This window comes from Rhodanobacter lindaniclasticus (genome assembly GCF_004799035.1).
Taxonomy (GTDB): domain Bacteria; phylum Pseudomonadota; class Gammaproteobacteria; order Xanthomonadales; family Rhodanobacteraceae; genus Rhodanobacter; species Rhodanobacter lindaniclasticus.
Genome location: NZ_MWIO01000009.1, coordinates 17945 through 36613 on the forward strand (window position 1 = coordinate 17945; position 18669 = coordinate 36613).

General features: G+C 68.3%; 15 protein-coding genes and 1 pseudogene. 10 read left to right on the forward strand and 6 right to left on the reverse strand.

The window, feature by feature from the left end; genetic code table 11:
* Positions 1–61: 61 nt before the first annotated feature.
* Both B1991_RS02790 and ubiH read right to left on the reverse strand, forming a co-directional pair.
* Positions 62–1273, reverse strand: coding sequence for a UbiH/UbiF/VisC/COQ6 family ubiquinone biosynthesis hydroxylase (locus B1991_RS02790; RefSeq protein ID WP_136257189.1), 1212 nt, complete (start codon positions 1271–1273; stop codon positions 62–64).
* Positions 1270–2493 carry a 2-octaprenyl-6-methoxyphenyl hydroxylase gene (gene ubiH, locus B1991_RS02795; RefSeq protein ID WP_136257190.1) on the reverse strand — a complete coding sequence of 408 codons (1224 nt, stop codon included), beginning with the start codon at positions 2491–2493 and terminating at the stop codon, positions 1270–1272. The genes B1991_RS02790 and ubiH overlap by 4 nt, the downstream gene beginning before the upstream one ends.
* Positions 2494–2592: 99 nt before the next feature.
* Here ubiH and B1991_RS02800 point away from each other — a divergent pair, with 99 nt between their 5' ends.
* The 9 genes from B1991_RS02800 (at position 2593) to B1991_RS02840 (ending at position 11659) form a co-directional block, all read left to right on the forward strand.
* Positions 2593–3192 carry a hypothetical protein gene (locus B1991_RS02800; protein WP_136257191.1) on the forward strand — a complete coding sequence of 200 codons (600 nt, stop codon included), beginning with the start codon at positions 2593–2595 and terminating at the stop codon, positions 3190–3192.
* Position 3193: 1 nt separating this feature from the next.
* On the forward strand, positions 3194–3766 hold the full coding sequence (locus B1991_RS02805; protein WP_136257192.1) for a cob(I)yrinic acid a,c-diamide adenosyltransferase: 573 nt from the start codon (positions 3194–3196) through the stop codon (positions 3764–3766).
* Between the two features lie 8 nt (positions 3767–3774).
* Complete coding sequence (locus B1991_RS02810; RefSeq protein WP_136257193.1) at positions 3775–4695, forward strand: histone deacetylase family protein; 921 nt, start codon at positions 3775–3777, stop codon at positions 4693–4695.
* A 106-nt stretch (positions 4696–4801) separates the two neighbouring features.
* Positions 4802–7192: an LPS-assembly protein LptD gene (locus tag B1991_RS02815; RefSeq protein WP_425466643.1), complete on the forward strand. Its 2391-nt coding sequence runs from the start codon at positions 4802–4804 to the stop codon at positions 7190–7192.
* Between the two features lie 33 nt (positions 7193–7225).
* Positions 7226–8566, forward strand: coding sequence for a peptidylprolyl isomerase (locus B1991_RS02820; RefSeq protein WP_136257195.1), 1341 nt, complete (start codon positions 7226–7228; stop codon positions 8564–8566).
* A gap of 5 nt (positions 8567–8571) precedes the next feature.
* The gene (pdxA, locus tag B1991_RS02825) at positions 8572–9567 is read left to right on the forward strand and encodes a 4-hydroxythreonine-4-phosphate dehydrogenase PdxA (RefSeq protein ID WP_136257196.1); all 996 of its coding nucleotides are present in this window, start codon (positions 8572–8574) and stop codon (positions 9565–9567) included.
* The gene (rsmA, locus tag B1991_RS02830) at positions 9564–10355 is read left to right on the forward strand and encodes a 16S rRNA (adenine(1518)-N(6)/adenine(1519)-N(6))-dimethyltransferase RsmA (RefSeq protein ID WP_136257197.1); all 792 of its coding nucleotides are present in this window, start codon (positions 9564–9566) and stop codon (positions 10353–10355) included. Before pdxA ends, rsmA begins: the two co-directional genes overlap by 4 nt.
* A 53-nt stretch (positions 10356–10408) precedes the next feature.
* The gene (gene apaG, locus B1991_RS02835) at positions 10409–10792 is read left to right on the forward strand and encodes a Co2+/Mg2+ efflux protein ApaG (protein WP_136257198.1); all 384 of its coding nucleotides are present in this window, start codon (positions 10409–10411) and stop codon (positions 10790–10792) included.
* A 15-nt stretch (positions 10793–10807) separates the two neighbouring features.
* The gene (locus B1991_RS02840; RefSeq protein WP_136257199.1) at positions 10808–11659 is read left to right on the forward strand and encodes a symmetrical bis(5'-nucleosyl)-tetraphosphatase; all 852 of its coding nucleotides are present in this window, start codon (positions 10808–10810) and stop codon (positions 11657–11659) included.
* 81 nt (positions 11660–11740) lie between these two features.
* Here B1991_RS02840 and secA read toward each other — a convergent pair whose 3' ends face one another.
* Together secA and B1991_RS02850 are read right to left on the reverse strand one after the other, a co-directional pair.
* Positions 11741–14476, reverse strand: a complete 2736-nt coding sequence (gene secA, locus B1991_RS02845) for a preprotein translocase subunit SecA (RefSeq protein ID WP_136257200.1) — start codon at positions 14474–14476, stop codon at positions 11741–11743.
* Between the two features lie 182 nt (positions 14477–14658).
* On the reverse strand, positions 14659–15588 hold the full coding sequence (locus B1991_RS02850) for a M23 family metallopeptidase (protein WP_136257201.1): 930 nt from the start codon (positions 15586–15588) through the stop codon (positions 14659–14661).
* A gap of 27 nt (positions 15589–15615) precedes the next feature.
* Between B1991_RS02850 and B1991_RS02855 the strand changes: the two genes are divergently transcribed.
* Positions 15616–16095, forward strand: coding sequence for a DciA family protein (locus B1991_RS02855; RefSeq protein WP_136257202.1), 480 nt, complete (start codon positions 15616–15618; stop codon positions 16093–16095).
* 220 nt (positions 16096–16315) lie between these two features.
* Here B1991_RS02855 and lpxC read toward each other — a convergent pair whose 3' ends face one another.
* The gene (gene lpxC / locus B1991_RS02860) at positions 16316–17230 is read right to left on the reverse strand and encodes a UDP-3-O-acyl-N-acetylglucosamine deacetylase (protein ID WP_136257203.1); all 915 of its coding nucleotides are present in this window, start codon (positions 17228–17230) and stop codon (positions 16316–16318) included.
* A 429-nt stretch (positions 17231–17659) separates the two neighbouring features.
* Positions 17660–18669: pseudogene (gene ftsZ, locus B1991_RS02865) on the reverse strand (cell division protein FtsZ); the annotation flags it as partial.

Sequence of the window (18669 nt, forward strand, 5' to 3'; positions counted from 1 at the left end):
GTGAGAGCCCTCCCCTGCGCGTCCCGAAGCGAGTTCCTTCGGTCGCAGACGAGGGCAAAGATCAAAGTCCGGCGGCGTGATCCGACAACCGCCGCTTCAACGGCGCCAGCCGATCAAGCAAGCGTACGCCGATGGCGCGCGCCGCGACCAGCGGCGGCGACTGCCAGGCGTAGACGCGCGCCAGCGCGTCGAAGCCGAGCGCATCGAGCGTATCCGCGCTGCGCCGGCGCCGCGCGTAGCGGCGCAGCACGTGTTCAGCGCCGATGTCGCGACCTGCCGCACGCGCCTCGACCAAGGTGTCGCGCAGCTCGGCCACGTCGCGCAGACCCAGGTTGACACCTTGCCCGGCCAGCGGATGCACCGCGTGCGCCGCATCGCCCAGCAGTACGAGCCGCTCGGCCTGGTAACCCTGCGCCAGTTGCAGCTTCAGCGGAAAGGCGGCACGCGGCGTGGTGCCGGTGATCCGGCCCAGGCGGAAATCGCTGGCGGCGCCGAGCTCGTCGCAGAAGCGCCGGTCGTCCAGCGCCAGCACGCGCTGCGCCTCGGCCTCGGGCAGCGACCACACGATCGAGCTGCGCCCGTCGGCCAGCGGCAGCAAGGCGAGCGGACCGCCCGGCAGGAAGCGTTGCCACGCGGTCTCCTCATGCGCGCGTTCGGTGTTCACATGCGCCACCACCGCGCGCTGCGCGTAATCGCGCCCGCGGGTGCCGATGCCGGCCAGCTGGCGCAATGGCGAGGCGGCTCCGTCGGCGGCCACCAGCACGGCGGCAGACAGCGTCGCGCCATCGGTCAGTTGCAGCTGGATGCGATCGTCACGCGACTCGAAGGCGGTCACCTCGGCCGGGCACAACCGGCGCACGCCCGCGGTTTCCAACGCCTGCCACAGCGTCCATTGCACCAGGCTGTTCTCGACGATGCAGCCGAGCATGTCGCGGCCTTCCGCGGCCGCATCGAAGTCGATCGCCGCCCCGCTGGCGGCATCCCACACGTGCATGTGCCGATAGGCCGAGGCGCGCGCCTCGCGGATGGACGTCCAGACGCCCATCTCGTCCAGCAGCGCGATCGACGAGGGCGCCAGCCCGACCACGCGCAGATCCACCTCGGCATCGGCGCGCCACGGCGTCGGCGCGCGCGCCTCCAGCAGGGCGACGCTGAAGCCCGCGCGGGCCAGCGCCAGCGCCGCGGCGGCGCCGACCATGCCGCCGCCGACCACGGCCACGCCCAGCGTCGAAGCGCGGCGGCGCGGGGCGGCCTCGCCGAGGGTGGCGCTCACGGCACGCGCTCCAGTACGGCCCGCGGCGGCGTGCCGCGAAAGCCCATGCCGCGCCGCGCCAGCGCCCGCTGCAGCGGCGGCAATCGATCACAAGCCAGCAGCGCCAGCGAGCGCAGCGGCGCCAGCAGCGGTTGCGGCAGGCAGGCCAGTTGCACCAGGCCATGGCTCATCGCCATGGTGCCTTCGCGATCCGGCGCGCGCTGCGACGCGTAGCGGGCGAGCATGGCCGCATTGCCGGGATCGGCCTGCGCGGCAACCAGCTCGGCCAGGGTCAGCGCATCGCGCAGGCCCAGGTTGAAGCCCTGTGCGCCGATCGGATGCACGGTTTGCGCGGCGTTGCCGACCAGCACCGCGCGGGGCGCGATCAATTGCGCCGCCGCGACGCGGTGGATCGCGTACGGATGCCGCCGGCCCGGTCGGCTCAGCCGCCCCAGGCGCCAGCCGAAGCGCTGCTGCGCCAGCGCGATGAAGGCGGCGTCATCCATTGCGGCCACTGCGTCCGCCTCGTCCGCAGCCACGGTCAGCACCAGCCCGCAGCGGCGCTCGGCCAGCGGCAGCAGGGCGATCGGGCCGGCATCGGCGAAACGCTCGAAGGCGCGGTTGGCATGGTCGCGCTCCGGCGTGACGGTGCACACGAACAGGGTCTGCCGGTAATCGTGGCGCTCGGCGTCGATGCCAAGTTGCGTGCGCACGAACGAGCCGGTGCCGTCGGCGCCGACCAGCAGCGGCGTGTCGATACGGCGCGCGCCGTCGACGGTGTTGACCTGCGCGCGCCAACCGCCCGCCAGCGGCTCGAGCGCGGACAGCGTGGCGGGGGCGAGCCGGGTCAGCCGGGTACAGGCATCGAGCCGGCGCAGCAGCGCCGCGCCGAGTTCGCGCGCCGGCAGGGTCCAGCCCAGCGCATCGACACCTTGCTTGTCCGCGTCGATGCGCGCACTGCCGAATTCGCCGGCGCGGCTGACCCGGATGTGCCGGATCGGCGTGGCGCGGGCGGCGGCGTGCTGCCATACGCCGATCGCGTCGAGCCCGTTGACGGTGGCCCTGGCCAAGGCGAGGTTGCGCTCGTCGTAGCTGGGCTGCGCGTCGGCACGCGGCGCGGCAGTCTCGACCAGGGTGGCGGCGACGCCGGCCGCATCCAGCGCGATCGCCAGGCTGGCGCCGACCAGGCCGCCGCCGACGATCATTACGCTGCCGCAAACAGGGGAACCGGAGGGATTCATGCCACGGATGATACGCGTCGACGCCGCACCGACGCATCGGCCCGGTCGCATTGGGCTAAACTTGCACGCCTGTATCCCGCAGCGCTGCACGGAGTCCCCATGGCAACCTCAACGACCCGACGTCTGGTCATCTTCCTGGGCCTGGCCCTGGTGATGGGCGTCACCCGCTTCCATCCCTCGCTGCTGCATCATGCGCTGTGGGACGCTTCGTGGGGCGTGTTTTTCCTCGCCGGCTTCTGGCTGCGCGGCCAGGGCCGCTGGGCCTTCCCGTTGCTGATGGCTGAAGCGGTGCTGGTGGACTATCTCGTGATCAGCGGCCAGGGCATCGACTTCTGGAGTCATTACTGCGTGTCCGCGGCCTACTGGTTCCTGCTGCCGTCCTACGGCGCGCTGTGGCTGGGTGGCAGCTGGCTGGCGAAACACCAGCAGGGCCTGAACTTGCGTACGCTGGGCCTCGCGGCCGGCACGCTGCTGGTGGCCGAGGGCGTCTGCTATCTGATCTCCAACGGCAGCTTCTACTGGCTCAGCGCCAGCGTGCCCGCACCGCGCAGCCTCGGCGCATGGTTCGGCAACCTTGGCGACTGGTACCTGTCGTTCCTCGCCGGCACCGCCGTCTACGTGGCGCTGGGTGCGGTGCTGCACGCGCTGGCAACCCAGCTGACGCACGCCGCGCCGCGCAGCGGCCACGCCAGGCACTGACGTGGGCAATCGCCTCTCGCGGATCTACACGCGCACCGGTGACGACGGCTCCACCGGCCTCGGCGACGGTTCGCGCGTGGGCAAGGATTCGCCGCGGGTCAACGCCTACGGCACGGTCGACGAGCTCAACAGCACGATCGGCATGCTGCTGGCCGCCGACGGTGTCACCGACGAGGTGCGCGAGGTGCTGACCCAGGTGCAGCATGACCTGTTCGACCTCGGCGGCGAGCTGTGCATCCCCGGCATGGCGATGGTCAACGACAGCGACATCGAGCGGCTGGAGCACGTCCTCGACCGGCTCAACGATCCGCTGCCGCCGCTGAAAGAGTTCATCCTCCCCGGCGGCGGCATGGCCGCGGCCTGCGGACATCTGGCGCGCACCGTGTGCCGCCGCGCCGAACGCGAGGTGATCGCGCTGGCGCGGGTGGAAGAGATCCGCACCCAGCCGCAGCGCTACCTCAACCGGCTGTCGGACCTGCTGTTCGTGATCTCGCGCGTGCTGGCACGCGCCAGCGGCCACGGCGAGGTGCTGTGGCAGCATGAGCGCCGCCCCAAGCCCAAGCCTTCCGCCTGAGCCGCCGCATGCTGCGGCTGTATACCCATTCCGCCTGCCTGCGGCACGATCCGGGGCCGGGCCACGTGGAACGGCCGGCGCGATTGCATGCGGTGCTGCAGGCCCTGGACCACGACCGCTACGCCGCGCTCGATCGCGTCGAGGCGCCGCCGGCCACCCGCGAACAGTTGCTGCGCGTGCACGGCGCGGCACATATCAGCGAAGTCCTGCTCGGCGCGCCGCCGGGCGAGATGCTGGCGCTGGACCAGGACACCGTGATGGGCCCGGGGTCGACCGAGGCGGCCCTGCACGCCGCGGGTGCCGTGGTGGCCGCGGTCGACGCGGTGCTCGGCGGCAGTGCGCAGCGCGCATTCTGCGCAGTGCGTCCACCCGGCCACCACGCCACGCGCGAGCGGGCGATGGGCTTCTGCCTGTTCGACAACATCGCGGTGGGCGCCGCCCATGCACTGGCTGCGCACGGACTGAAGCGGGTCGCCATCGCCGACTTCGACGTGCACCACGGCAACGGCACCCAGGACATCTTCGAGCGCGAGCCGCGCGTGCTGTTCGCCTCCAGCCACCAGTCGCCGCTGTACCCGGACAGCGGCGGCGAAGACGAACGCGGCTGCGGCAACATCGTCAACGGCGTGTTGTCGCCGGGCGCCGGCTCGCACGAGTTCCGCGAGCTGTGGGATGCCGTGCTGCTGCCGCGAATGCACGCCTTCCGGCCGCAACTGCTGCTGATCTCGGCGGGCTTCGATGCCCACGCCAGCGATCCGCTGGCGGACATCCGCCTGGGCGAGGAAGACTACGCCTGGCTCACCGAGCGGCTGGTCGCGCTGGCCCGGCGCCACGCCGAGGGGCGCATCGTCTCCACCCTCGAAGGCGGCTACGACCTCGCCGCCCTGGCCGCCAGCGCCGCCGCCCACGTGCAGGCCCTGATGGAATGAATCGGCGCCCGCAGCCAAGCCCACGCTGAATGCGCGGGCGCAACGGGGATGTCGTTTCTGCTAACTTGACCAGCCTTCGAGGTCGGCAGGTTCCACCGTGACATCAATGTTTCCCCCACGTCGCCTGCTGGCGGTCGCCGCCGCGCTGGCGCTCTTCGGCGGCCAGGTTCCGGCCGGTCAGGCCGCCCCGGCGGCGCGCAGCGCGCCGGATCCGGCCGACCAGAGCTGCCCGCTGGGTTCGTTCCATTGCGCGCCACGCCCGCTCAACTATGCGATGTGCCGGCCCAACGCGCTGCTGGAGTTCTACGACCCGGCCCTGAGCCAGGACAGCAGCCAGCGCGCTACCGCGCCGGCAAACGTCACCGCGCAGCACGTCGACAGCTCCGACCAGTCGGTCTACCACCTTTCCGGCGACGTGCTGCTGCAACGCGCCGACCAGCAGCTGCAGGCCGACACGCTCGACTACAACGACACCACCACCGACTACGACGCGCGCGGCAACGTGCGTTACCAGGAGGCCGGGCAACTGCTGGCCGCCTCGCACCTGAGCGGCAACACCAACGCCAGCCGCGGCGTCGCCGACGACGTGCGCTACCAGATGCTTCAATCGCGCGGCAACGGCGTGGCACGCCAGGGCCAGATGCTGGATGCCGAGCGCACCCGCTATTCGATGGCCACCTATTCCACCTGCGACGTAGGCCATCACGTGTGGGAGTTCCGCGCGAAGTCGATCAGCATCGACAAGGCCAGCGGCGTGGGCGTGGCGCGCGATGCCACCATGCGCATCGGCAAGGTGCCGTTTCTGTACCTGCCCTATTTCACCTTTCCGACCGACGACCGGCGCAAGAGCGGCTTCCTCTATCCCACGCTGGGCAATACCAGCCGTGCGGGCTTCCAGATCAGCACGCCCTACTACCTCAACCTGGCACCGAACTACGACGCCACCCTCGATCCGCGCTACTACAGCCGTCGCGGGCCGCTGCTGGCCGGCGAGTTCCGCTACCTGGTGCCGGGCAGCGGCGGGCAGCTCAACGTGGAATACGTGCCCGACGACCGCGGCAAGAGCGACGGCCTGGCCGACACCACCGGCAAGTCGCGCTACCTGGTGAACTTCTCCGACCGTACCGCCCTGTGGGACGGCTGGCGCTTCACCGGCACGTACAACCATGTCTCCGATGCCAGCTACCTGTACGACTACGGCAATGCGATGTCGCAGAAACCGGTGTACAACCTGCGCTCCGGCGCGGCCATCAGCGGCGGCGGCAAATGGTGGGATGCCTCGTTCGGCGCCACCACCTACGAGAACACCAACCCGTTCGCGACCGACTCCTCGCTGCCTTACCGGCAGCTGCCCTACGCCCTGTTCAGCGCGGAAGTGCCGCTGACCCGCTGGCTGCAGACCGGCGTGGACACCAGCGCGGTGATATTCCGCAAACCCGGCTACGTCGAGGGCCAGCGCGAAGATCTCTACCCCTACCTCTCCGCCGATTTCGGCAGCGCGGCGTGGTTCGTGCGGCCGCGCCTGGCCTGGCGCTACACCGCCTACCAGCTCGAGGACGGCTATCAGGATTACGGCCGTTCCGGCCGGCTCACCGGTACGGCGACATCGCCGTTCACCGAGCAGTCGCCGACCCGCTCGCTGCCGATCGTCAGCCTCGACTCGGGGCTGATGTTCGACCGCAGCACCTCGCTGTTCGGCACGCACTACACGCAGACGCTCGAGCCACGCCTGTACTACCTCTATGTGCCGTATCGCGACCAGGGCAACCTGCCGCTGTTCGACACCAACCTGATGTCGTTCGACTACTGGCAGCTGTTCTCGACCAACCAGTTCTCCGGCGCCGATCGCCAGATGGACGCGAACAACGTCACCGCGGCGCTGACCACGCGGCTGCTGGACAACGACGGCGTCGAGCGGCTCTCGGCCAGCATCGGCCAGATCCGCTACCTCAGCCGGCAACGCGTGCTGGGCACCGACTGGACCGGTTCGGCCTATGTGGCCCAGCTCGACCTGCAAGTGAACGATCACTGGCGGGTGAACAGTTCCTGGCAGTGGAGCCCGAACAGCCGCGCCGTGGAAGCAGCCACGTTCGGGCTGCAGCGGCGCCTCGGCGATGCGGGCATCGTCAATCTCGCCTACCACTATCGGCGCGGCCGGCTGGAACAATACAGCGCTTCGGCGGTCTATCCGCTGTCGGACAAGTGGCGGTTGTTCGGTGCCTGGGCGTTTGCCCCGGCCATCGAGACCAACTACGAGCTTCCCCGCGGCACCGTGGATGCGATGCTCGGCGTGGAATACGACAGTTGCTGCGTCACGCTGCGGCTGGTCGGCCGCAACTACGTCAACCAGTCCTACTACGGCACGAAGCCGATCCCGGGCACCAACACCAACCAGCGGGACAACGCGGTCATGTTCGAAATCGTGTTCAAGGGGCTGGGCTCGACCGGCGGCCAGATCGACCCGCTGCTGCGCCGTGATATTCTCGGCTATCAATAATCCATCGCCTCGGCGACCCAGGCTTTCCCCCCGATGAAGCAATTCCTTGCATCCCTCCTGCTCGCCTTCGCGATCGCCGCTCCTGCCCATGCGCAGTTGCTGCAGTCGGCCGCGCCGGCGAACCAGTCGCTCGATCGCATCGTTGCGGTGGTGAACGACGACGTCATCCTGCAGAGCGAGCTGGACGACGCGGTGCGCACCATCCAGCAACAGTACGCCGGCCGCGGGCAGCTGCCGCCGATGGACGTGGTGAAACGGCAGGTGCTGAACCGGCTGATCCTGATGCGCCTGCAGGTGCAGCGCGCGCAGGACCAGGGCATCTCGGTATCCAACGCCGACATCGACCGCGCGGTCCAGGGCGTGGCGCAGCAGAACCGGCTCAGCCCCGAGCAGTTGCGCGCGGCGGTCGAGCAGCAGGGCGGCAGCTTCGCCGCGTTCCGCAAGGAACTGGGCGACCAGATCACCGTGCAGCGGCTGCACCAGAACGTGGTGCAAAGCTCGGTCTCGGTGACCGACAGCGAGATCGACAACCTGCTCGACAGCCCCACCTACAAGGCCGGCGAAGTCCACCTGGCGCATATCCAGGTGAGCATCCCGGGCGGCGCGGACGCCGCCGCGATCCAGGCTGCCCAGGCCAAGGCAGAGCAGGCGGCAGCCGCGATCAACGGCGGCATGGATTTCAGCGCCGCGGCGATCCGCTATTCCGACGCCTCCGACGCGCTGGAAGGCGGCGACCTCGGCTGGCGGCGCATGGACGAGATCCCGCCCGCCTTTGCCGACACGGTATCGGCGATGAAGGCGGGCCAGGTCAGCCAGATCCTGCGCGGCCCCACCGGCTTCCACATCCTCAAACTGGTCGACCAGCGCAAGGGCGACCGCAAGATCGTCACCGAATACCACGCACGGCAGATCCTGATCAAACCCAGCGAGTTGCTGACCGCGGCCCAGGCGCAGCAGAAGGCGCAGGACCTGTACCAGCGCATCGTCGACAAGCACGAGGATTTCGCCGCGCTGGCCAAGGAGTTCTCCAAGGACGACACCACCGCCAATATCGGTGGCGACATGGGCTGGTTCCAGCCTGCCGCGTGGGGTGGGGCAATTGCCGCCAAGCTCGGCGAGCTGAAGGACGGCCAGGTGTCGGAACCGTTCCAGACCGAAGCCGGCTGGCACGTGCTGGAACGCCTCGGCACGCGCCAGAGCGACCAGACCGTGGAGATCGAACGCAACCAGGCGCGCCAGGCCATCGGCAATCGCAAGTCCGAACAGGTTTACGACGATTTCCTGCGCGAACTGCGCTCCAACGCCTACATCGAGATCCTGGTGCCGGCGTTGCGCGAGCCGGACCCGGCCGGCGCCGCGCCCCAGGCCAGCTGAGCGCGATGGCGCTCGTCCGGCTGGCCGTCACCGCCGGCGAGCCCGCCGGAGTGGGTCCCGAGCTGCTGGTGCGGCTGGCCGCGACGCCGCTGGCGGCAAGCCTGGTCGCGATCACCGACCGCCGCCTGCTCGAACGCGCGGCAAGGCGCTGCGGCGTCTCCATCGAGCTGATCGACGATGACGGTTCCCCGATCGACTCCCGCGCCGCCTGCACGCTGCGCGTGCGGCACGTACCGCTGGAAGCGGACGAGGTGCCGGGCCAACCCGACCCGCGCAACGCAAGCCATGTGCTGGCCACGCTGGCCGAAGCGGCCGACGGTTGCCTCGCCGGCCGCTACGCCGCGGTGGTCACCGCGCCGTTGCAGAAGTCCTCCATCAACGATGCCGGCATCGCCTTCAGCGGACACACCGAGTTCTTCGCCCGGCGTGCCGGCGCCGAGGTGGTGATGATGCTGGCCAGCCCGCAGCTGCGCGTGGCGCTGGCCACCACCCACCTGCCGCTGGCGGCCGTGCCCGCGGCGATCACGCCCGTGCTGCTGACCCGCGTGCTGCGCATCGTGGATGCCGAACTGCGCGGCAAGTTCGGTATCGACCAGCCACGCATTGCCGTGCTCGGGCTCAATCCGCATGCCGGCGAAGGTGGCCACCTGGGCCGGGAAGAAATCGACACGATGATCCCGGTGCTGGACGCCCTGCGTGGCGAGGGCATGCACTTGCTCGGTCCGCTGCCCGCCGACACCGCCTTCGTGCCGGCGCAACGCGCGCATTACGACGCGGTGCTGGCGATGTACCACGACCAGGCCCTGCCGGTGCTGAAGAGCGAAGCGTTCGACCGCACCGTCAACCTCACCCTCGGCCTGCCCTTCATCCGCACCTCGGTCGACCACGGCACCGCACTGGATCTGGCCGGCACCGGTCGCGCCGATCCGTCCAGCCTGATCGCCGCGGCCAGGCTCGCCCTGCTGCTGGTGGCACGCGGGCAGGAACAGCACGGCCCATGAACGCACGCCCCAAAAAGAGCTTCGGTCAGCACTTCCTGCATGACCGCCTCTGCATCGAGCGCATCGTCGCGGCGATCGCCCCGCGTGACGAAGACTTCCTGGTCGAGATCGGCCCGGGCGAAGGCGCCCTGACCCTGCCCTTGCTGGCCGCGGCGGGCAAGCTCACCGCCATCGAACTGGATACCGACCTGATCCCCGCGCTGCGTGCACGCGCCGCCACGGTCGGCGAGCTGCACATCGTGCACGCCGACGTGCTGAAGGTCGACTTCACCGCCATGGCGCACAGTCACGGCGTGCCGCGACTGCGGCTGGCCGGCAACCTGCCCTACTACATCTCCAGCCCGATCCTGTTCCACTGCGTCGAGCACGCGGCGGCGATCGAGGACATGCATTTCATGCTGCAGAAGGAAGTCGTCGACCGGATGGCGGCCGCACCGGGCAGCAAGGTGTACGGCCGGCTGTCGGTGATGCTGCAGCTGGCGTGCCGGGTGGAGCCGCTGTTCGACGTGCCGCCGGAGTCGTTCCGCCCGCCGCCGAAGGTCGACTCCGCCGTGGTGCGCCTGCAGCCGCTGCCACCGGAAGAATTGCACGACGCCGACCCGGCGCAACTCTACGCCGTGGTGAAGGCGGCCTTCGCGCAGCGACGCAAGACGTTGTCCAACGCGCTCAAGCAGGTGATGGACAGCGACGCGATCCGCCGCGCCGACGTGGACCCGCGCGCGCGCGCCGAGACGCTGTCGCCGGCGGATTTCGTGCGCCTGGCCAAGGTCGTTCCGACGGCGCAATGAAGCCATCGCGCCCGCGCCGCCCCATTGGCGGGCGCAAGCCTTACAATCCGGGCATGACCGAACAATCCCCCTACACGATCGACGTGCAGGTGCAAACCCGCTTCGTTCCCGACCAGTCCAGGCCCGGGGACAACCGTTACGTTTTCGCCTACACCATCACCTTGCGCAACGCCGGCCGTCTGCCCGCGCGCCTGCTCGCTCGCCGCTGGCAGATCACCGACGCGAACGGCAAGGTCGAGGAAGTGAGCGGCGACGGCGTGGTCGGCGAGCAGCCGTGGATGCGCCCCGGCGAGGATTTCGAATACACCTCCGGCGCGGTGCTGGAAACGCCGGTGGGCATCATGGGCGGCAGCTACCAGATGCTCGCCGACGACGGCACCGAGTTCGAGGCGCCGATCCCCACCTTCACCCTGTCCATCCCGCGTACGCTGCACTGATGGTCCGGGACTGACATGGCTACGTACGCCATCGGCGACGTGCAGGGCTGCTATCCCGAGTTGCAACGCCTGCTGGAGAAATTGCGCTTCGATCCCGCGCGCGACCAGCTGTGGTTCTGCGGCGATCTGGTCAACCGCGGCGGGCAGTCGCTAGAAACGCTGCGGCTGATCCACGACCTGCGCGACTCGTGCGTGATCACCCTGGGCAACCACGACCTCAGCCTGCTGGCGATCGCGCAGCGCAAGCCGGAGGCGCAGGCGCGGGTGAATCCCGAACTGCGCGAGGTGCTGTTCGCCGACGATGCGCCGGTGCTGTTCGAATGGCTGCGCTCGCAGAAGCTGATGCACCACGACGAGAAGCTCGACTGGGCAATGGTGCATGCCGGCCTGGCGCCGGTGTGGACGCTGCGCCAGGCGCTGCGCGCCGCGCAGGATGTCGAGCGGGAGCTGTCCAGCCCGCGCCACCCGCGCCTGCTGCGCAACCTGTTCGGCAACCGGCCCGCGCAGTGGTCGAGCCGGCTGCAGGGCCTGGATCGCTACCGCGCCACCATCAACACGATGACGCGCATGCGCTATTGCGACGTCAACGGGCGCATCGACTTCGACGCCAAGGGCATCCCCGGCACGCAGAAGCCCGGCCTGTACCCGTGGTTTGCGGTGCCCGGCATGCGGCGGCGCGACGTGCGCATCGTCTGCGGCCACTGGTCGGCGCTGGGCCGGTTCGACGGACTGGGCGTGCACGCGATCGACACCGGCTGCGTCTGGGGCGGCAAGCTCACCGCGTTGCAGCTGGACGGCGAGGAGCCGCGCCACATCACCGTCAACGCCGAGCCGCATCGCAAGCGGCCGCCGGGCGGCGAGGACTGAACAGCGGATGGCGAGCGGAGCGGAGGGAGGGAAGGCTGCACTGCCACACCCCCACCCGCGGAGTTCACGCTTGCCCCGGGGTCAGGACAACTGCCCGTGGCAGTGCTTGTACTTCCTGCCCGAGCCGCAGGGACACGGTTCGTTGCGGCCAACCTTGGGACCGACGTGCTGCACCGGCTGCGGGGCCAGGCGGACACCGTCCTCCGGGGCCGCAGCGGCGGCGTTGCCGAAGGCATCGGGCGGCGCGCCGCCACCAGTCGCCAGCATCTGCTTCTGCAGGCGTTCGGCCATGCGCTGCTGCTCGGCTTCCATCGCGGCGACTTCCTCCTCGCTGCGGATGCGGATGCGCGCAAGCATCTGCACCACCTCGGACTTGATCCGCGCCAGCATGTCGGAGAACAGCTTGAACGCCTCGCGCTTGAACGCCTGCTTCGGGTCCTGCTGCGCGTAACCCACCAGCGAGATGCCCTGGCGCAGGTAATCCATGCCGGAAAGGTGATCCTTCCAGGCGTTGTCGACCACGGTCAGCATCACGTGCTTTTCCAGCTGGCGCATGGTCTCGGCGCCGATCTGCGCCTCCTTGCCGCGGAACAGCTCGGCGACCGCCTCGTCCACGTGCTTGCGGATCATGTCGGCGTCGATCTCGCTCTGCTGCTCGATCCAGTGCCTGAGGTCGAGCGACAGGCCGAACTGGCTCTCCAGCTCGCGATCCAGGCCGGCGATGTCCCACTGCTCGTCGATGGTCTGCGGCGGCACGTAGGACTGCACCAGGGTCTGCACCACGTCCTCGCGGATGTCGGCGACGGTGGCCTCGACCTCCTCGCCTTCCAGCAACTCGTCGCGCTGGGTGTAGATCACCTTGCGCTGGTCATTGGCGACGTCGTCGAATTCGAGCAGGTGCTTGCGGATGTCGAAGTTGTGCTGCTCGACCTTGCGTTGCGCCTTCTCGATCTGCCGGCTGATCATGCGATCTTCCAGCGCGTCGTCGTCCTTCATGCCGAAGCGCTTCATCCAGCGCACCAGGCCTTCGCCGCCGAAGATGCGCAGCAGGTTGTCTTCCAGCGACAGGTAGAAGCGCGAGGAACCCGGGTCGCCCTGGCGGCCGGAACGGCCGCGCAGCTGGTTGTCGATGCGCCGCGACTCGTGCCGCTCGGTGCCGATGATGTGCAGGCCGCCGGCGGCGACCACCTGCTCGTGCAGCTTCTTCCACTCGGCCTTGACGCGGGCGCGATCCACCTCGGTGGCCTCGGCCGGCAGCGCTGCCAGCGCCGCCTCCAGGCTGCCGCCCAGCACGATGTCGGTGCCGCGGCCGGCCATGTTGGTCGCAATCGTCACCTGGCCAGGTGCGCCGGCCTGGGCCACGATGTGCGCCTCGCGTTCGTGCTGCTTGGCGTTCAGCACCTCGTGCGCCACGCCGGCCTTCTTCAGCAGGCCGGACAACAGTTCGGACACCTCGATCGAGGTGGTGCCGACCAGCACCGGCTGGCCGCGCTTGTGGCAGTCCTTGATGTCCTCGATCACCGAGTTGTACTTCGGCGTCTGCGACAGGAAGATCATGTCCGGGTTGTCCTTGCGGATCATCGGCTTGTGGGTGGGGATCACCACCACCTCCAGGCCGTAGATGCTCTGGAACTCGAACGCCTCGGTGTCGGCCGTACCGGTCATGCCGGCCAGCTTCTTGTACATGCGAAACAGGTTCTGGAACGTGACCGTGGCCAGCGTCTGGTTCTCGCGCTGGATCGGCACGCCTTCCTTCGCCTCGACCGCCTGGTGCAGGCCGTCGGACCAGCGTCGGCCCGGCAGGGTGCGACCGGTGAACTCGTCGACGATGATCACCTCGCCGTCGCGCACGATGTAGTCGACGTCGCGCTGGTAGATGCCGTTGGCACGCAGCGCGGCATTGAGGTGGTGCACGATCGCCAGATTCTTCGAGTCGTACAGGCCGCTGTCCTGGTCGATCACACCGGCCTCGCGCAACAGCTCGTCGGCATGCTGCATGCCGGCCTCGGACAGATGCACCTGCTTCTGCTTTTCGTCGACCCAGTAGTCGCCCTCGCCGTCCTCCTCGGCCTGGCGGATCATCCGCGGCACGATCTTGTTGACCGCGATGTACAGCTGCGGGGAATCCTCCGCCGGACCGGAGATGATCAGCGGGGTGCGCGCCTCATCGATCAGGATCGAGTCGACCTCGTCGACGATGGCGTAATGCAGGCCGCGCTGGTAGCGCTGTTCCTTGCTGAGCGCCATGTTGTCGCGCAGGTAGTCGAAGCCGAACTCGTTGTTGGTACCGTAGGTGATGTCGGCCGCATAGGCCGCGTGCTTGTCGGCGTGGTCCATGCCCGGGTAGACCACGTCCACGGTCAGGCCGAGGAAATTGTAGAGCTTGCCCATCTGCGCCGAATCGCGCCGCGCCAGATAGTCGTTGACCGTGACGACATGCACGCCCTTGCCGGCAATCGCGTTGAGGTAAACCGCCAGGGTCGCCACCAGGGTCTTGCCTTCGCCGGTGCGCATCTCGGCGATCTTGCCTTGGTGCAGCACCATGCCGCCGATCAGCTGCACGTCATACGGACGCATGCCCAGGGTGCGGCGGGAGGCCTCGCGGGATACCGCAAAGGCTTCCGGCAGCAGCTTGTCCAGCGACTCGCCGGCCGCGTAGCGCTGCTTGAACTCGGTGGTCTTGTCGCGCAGCGCGGCGTCGTCCAGTTTCTCCATCTCCGGTTCCAGCGCATTGATGCGGTGGACCGTACGTGAAAGCTGACGCAGCACACGTTCGTTGCGGCTGCCAAACAGACTGGTCAGGGCACGATTGAACATCGATTTTCCGGTTGTGGGAACAAGACGCCCGCCATACACGCGAGCCAATCGAGCATGTTACTACATGCCCGGTGCGGCTCACCCGGTCTTGCGGGATGGGCGTGCCGGCGCCACGCAGGAACGCCGGCGAACCGTCAGGAGCTGGCGGCTGCCGGGGCCGGATTCAAGGGACCGGGGCGTCCCTAGCGGTGGCTGCGCGCGAACGCCAGCGGGTTGACCACGCGATTGTGGTACCAGACCTCGAAATGCACGTGCGAGCCGGTGGAGCGACCGGTGGACCCGGCCTGGGCTATCACGTCACCGACCTGCACATGCTGGCCGGGATGCACGTCCAGCTTGCTGTTGTGCGCGTAGCGGGTCATGTAGCCGTTGCCGTGGTCGATCTCGACCACGTTGCCGTAGCCGCGCCGCACGCCGGCAAAGGTCACCATGCCTTCGGCCACGGCGTGCACCGGCGTGCCGAACGGCGTGGCGATGTCGATCCCGGTGTGCCGCGCCGACTGGCCGTCGAACGGGTCCGGGCGCACGCCGAAGTAGGAGGAGATGTAGCCGGGAACCGGCATGCCGGTCGGCTTCAGGTTCGATTCGATGCGCGCATCGAGCAACAGGCTCTGCAACGCCGACAACTGGGCTTGCTGGGTATTGAACTGTCCGGTGAGCCGGTCGATGCCGGCTTCCAGCGCAGGCGGCATGGCGTAGCCGGTGCTGCTGGTGTCCTCGACGCCACCCATCGCGGGCGGCTCGTCGAAGTCGAACTCGCCGCTGTCGAGCTTGCCCACCTGCACCAGGCGCTCGCCGAGAGCATTCAGGCGGGTCGATTGCGCCTGCAACTGGCCCAACTTGACCGCCAGTGCATCCAGGCTGCGCTGCGCATCGGCGCGCACGCTGCCGAGTTCGGTGTTCTGCTGGCGGATCTGCTGCTGCAGGTCGTGGATCTGGCTCAGCGCGCGGTCACGCGGGCTGGCGATGACCAAGGCGAGTGCGCCGCCCAGAGCGAGGCAGCCCAGCACGCCCAGCGACAACATCGAGAGCAGCTTCCAGCGCACGCGCCGGTTGGCCAGATCCAGGGTTTTCGGCAGCTTCCGGGCACGTGAGACGAGTATGATCTGCATGTCTTTCCAAAATCGTATGTCGGCACCATGCACCGCGCGGAACCCACCACCTCCCGCCGCCGCGACAACGGACCGAAATCCCTTGCCGACTGCGGTTCCTTTGCGTCGCTGGCCCGAAAGGCCGACGCGCTGGAAGCGCTGGACCGCGCACTGCGCCAGACGTTGCCATCGCCGCTGCGCGAACAGGTCAGATTCGCCAATCTGCGCAACAACCGCCTCGTCTTCCTGGCGTCTTCACCGGCTTGGGCATCACGCCTGCGCTTGATGCAGGCACAGATCCTTGCCTCCGCAAGCGCCGTCGGCGCCTGCGCCAGTTCAGTCACCGTGAAAGTGGCTCCCCAACCACCGGCCGCTACCGTGCCGGATCAGTCAAAACCGCTTTCGCCAGCCGCGGCCGCCCACCTCAGGGCTGCCGCTGCCTCGTCCACAGACCCCGAATGGCGGAATCTGTTCCTTCAGCTGGCGTCCTTCGCCGAAACCGCTGATTCCCCCGAGAACCCCTCGTAACGGAAGGGCGTTCCTGCGAGACGCATCGCGTCTTGCCCCCGTGGCCGATGCCACGCGAGTTGGGTTTATACCACGTGAAGAGTTAATGAAAAGTCCCGCCAGCGCGGGGCTGTGACCCATCGCGCGCACCGAATGTGTCGCGGTCAACAAAAATGGCCGGATCCTTCGATCCGGCCATTCGGGTGGAGCGATGCCGGGACGACCGGCGTGGCGCCAGGCGTCAGATCGCCTGGGCCGGGTGTGCGTAGGAGATCGGCGACACCGCCGGATCCTCGGGGTAGCTGACCTCTTCCCAGGCCGAGGCGTCGGCGATCAGGGCGCGCAGCAGTTTGTTGTTCAGTTCATGGCCCGACTTGTGCGCGTGATACGCGCCGATCAGGCTGTGGCCGAGCAGGTACAGGTCGCCGATCGCGTCGAGGATCTTGTGCTTGACGAACTCGTCCTCGTAACGCAGGCCGTCCTCGTTGAGCACGCGGTAGTCGTCCAGCACCACGGCGTTGTCCATCGAGCCGCCCAGCGCCAGGTTGTGCTCGCGCAGCATCTCGATGTCGCGCATGAAACCGAAGGTGCGCGCGCGGCTGACTTCCTTGACGAAGGAGGTGGTGGAAAAGTCGATCTCGGCGCGCGAGGTGCGCTTGGAGATGATCGGGTGGTTGAAGTCGATCGAGAAGCCCACCTTGAAGCCCTCGAACGGCTCGAAGCTGGCCCACTTTTCGCCTTCCTGCACCTTGATCGGCTTCTTGATGCGGATGAAGCGCTTGGCCACCGGCTGTTCCTCGATGCCGGCGGACTGCAGCAGGAACACGAACGGTCCGGCGCTGCCATCCATGATCGGCACTTCCGGCGCCGACAGGTCGACGTAGGCATTGTCGATGCCCAGCCCGGCCATGGCCGACAACAGGTGTTCGACGGTGGCGACGCGGACCTCGCCATTCATCAGCGTGGTGGAGAGCCGAGTGTCGCCGACGTTGTCCTGGCGTGCACGAATGTCCACCGGCGGATCGAGATCCGTCCGACGGAACACGATGCCCGTGTTCGGCGCGGCAGGACGCAAAGTCATGTAGACCTTGTCACCCGTGTGCAAGCCGACACCGGTCGCCCGGATGACGTTTTTGAGCGTACGCTGCTTGATCATTAGTGTTGGGACCCGTGGAGGCAGCAGCCAATCAGGAGCGGATGCTAACACAGTTTTAACCTGAGATAAAAGCAAACCGTACCGTACAGTCTGATTAAGCCTTCATCTTTCTTTCATCCTTGGGAACTGGCGCACATTTGGCCCTCGCCAGCGCCCGAAAACGGGGCGACGCCCGGACCTGGGACGGGAATCCGGTCCGGGACATCGCCTGACCGCCGCGGCGACAATCCGCGGCCATGGCCGGCGTCCTCCTGGCGCACGGCATCAGCTTGTCATCCGATCACCATGGCCGCCGCCATCACCACACCACGCGGCATCAGCCGCGGGCATTGGGGGCAACTCACGCCAGGCGGCTGATCGCGGCGCAATGGAGTGACTGACAGGCAGGACAAGTGATCGTTCAATGTTTCAACGTCTGCGCAACCCTCCTCAGTCAGCCTGGCGGCGCAGGAACGCCGGGATGTCGAGATAGTCGAGGCCGGCATCGCCGTGCTTGGCCGCTGCGCTGGACTCCGTCCGCCCCTGCACCTCCGGCTGGGCATAATCCACTACCTCGTTGCCGGTGCCGGTACGCAGCACCACCGGGCGCGGACGCATCTGCATCTGCTGGGTCTCGACCATGCGGATCGGCGGCTGGCGCGAGGCATTGGCGCGGTTGAGGCCGGTGGCCACCACGGTCACGCGCACGTCATCCTTCATGTCCGGATCCAGCGAGGTGCCGATCACCACGGTGGCGTCTTCGCTGGCGAAGTCGTGGATGATGCGGCCGATCTCGTCGAACTCGCGCATGGTCAGGTTGGTGCCGGCGGTGACGTTGACCAGGATGCCGCAGGCGCCATTCAAGTTGACGTCCTCCAGCAGCGGGTTCTTGATCGCCGCCTCGGCCGCCGCCTGCGCGCGGTCGTCTCCGCGGGCGGTGCCCGAGCCCATCATCGCCAGGCCCATCTCCGACATCACCGTGCGCACGTCGGCGAAGTCGACGTTGATCAGGCCGGGGGCGGTGATCAGGTCGGCGATGCCCTGCACGGCGCCCTGCAGCACGTCGTTGGCGGCCTTGAAGGCATTCAGCAGGGTGACCTCGCGGCCGAGCACGCTGAGCAGCTTCTCGTTCGGCACGGTGATCAGCGAGTCCACGTGCTGCGACAGGTCTTCGATGCCCTTCAAGGCGACCTGCATGCGCCGGCGACCCTCGAACGGGAACGGCTTGGTCACCACCGCCACGGTCAGGATGCCCTTCTCCTTGGCCAGTTGCGCCACCACCGGCGCCGCGCCGGTGCCGGTGCCGCCGCCCATGCCGGCGGTGATGAACACCCTATCGGCGCCGTCTGAGCAACGCCTCGACGCGATCGCGGGCCTCCACGGGACCACAGGCGACCGGGTTGGGATTCCGCGTGAGCCCACATGCCCTGGGTAAGGTACGGGCCAGGTGGTGGTGGGGG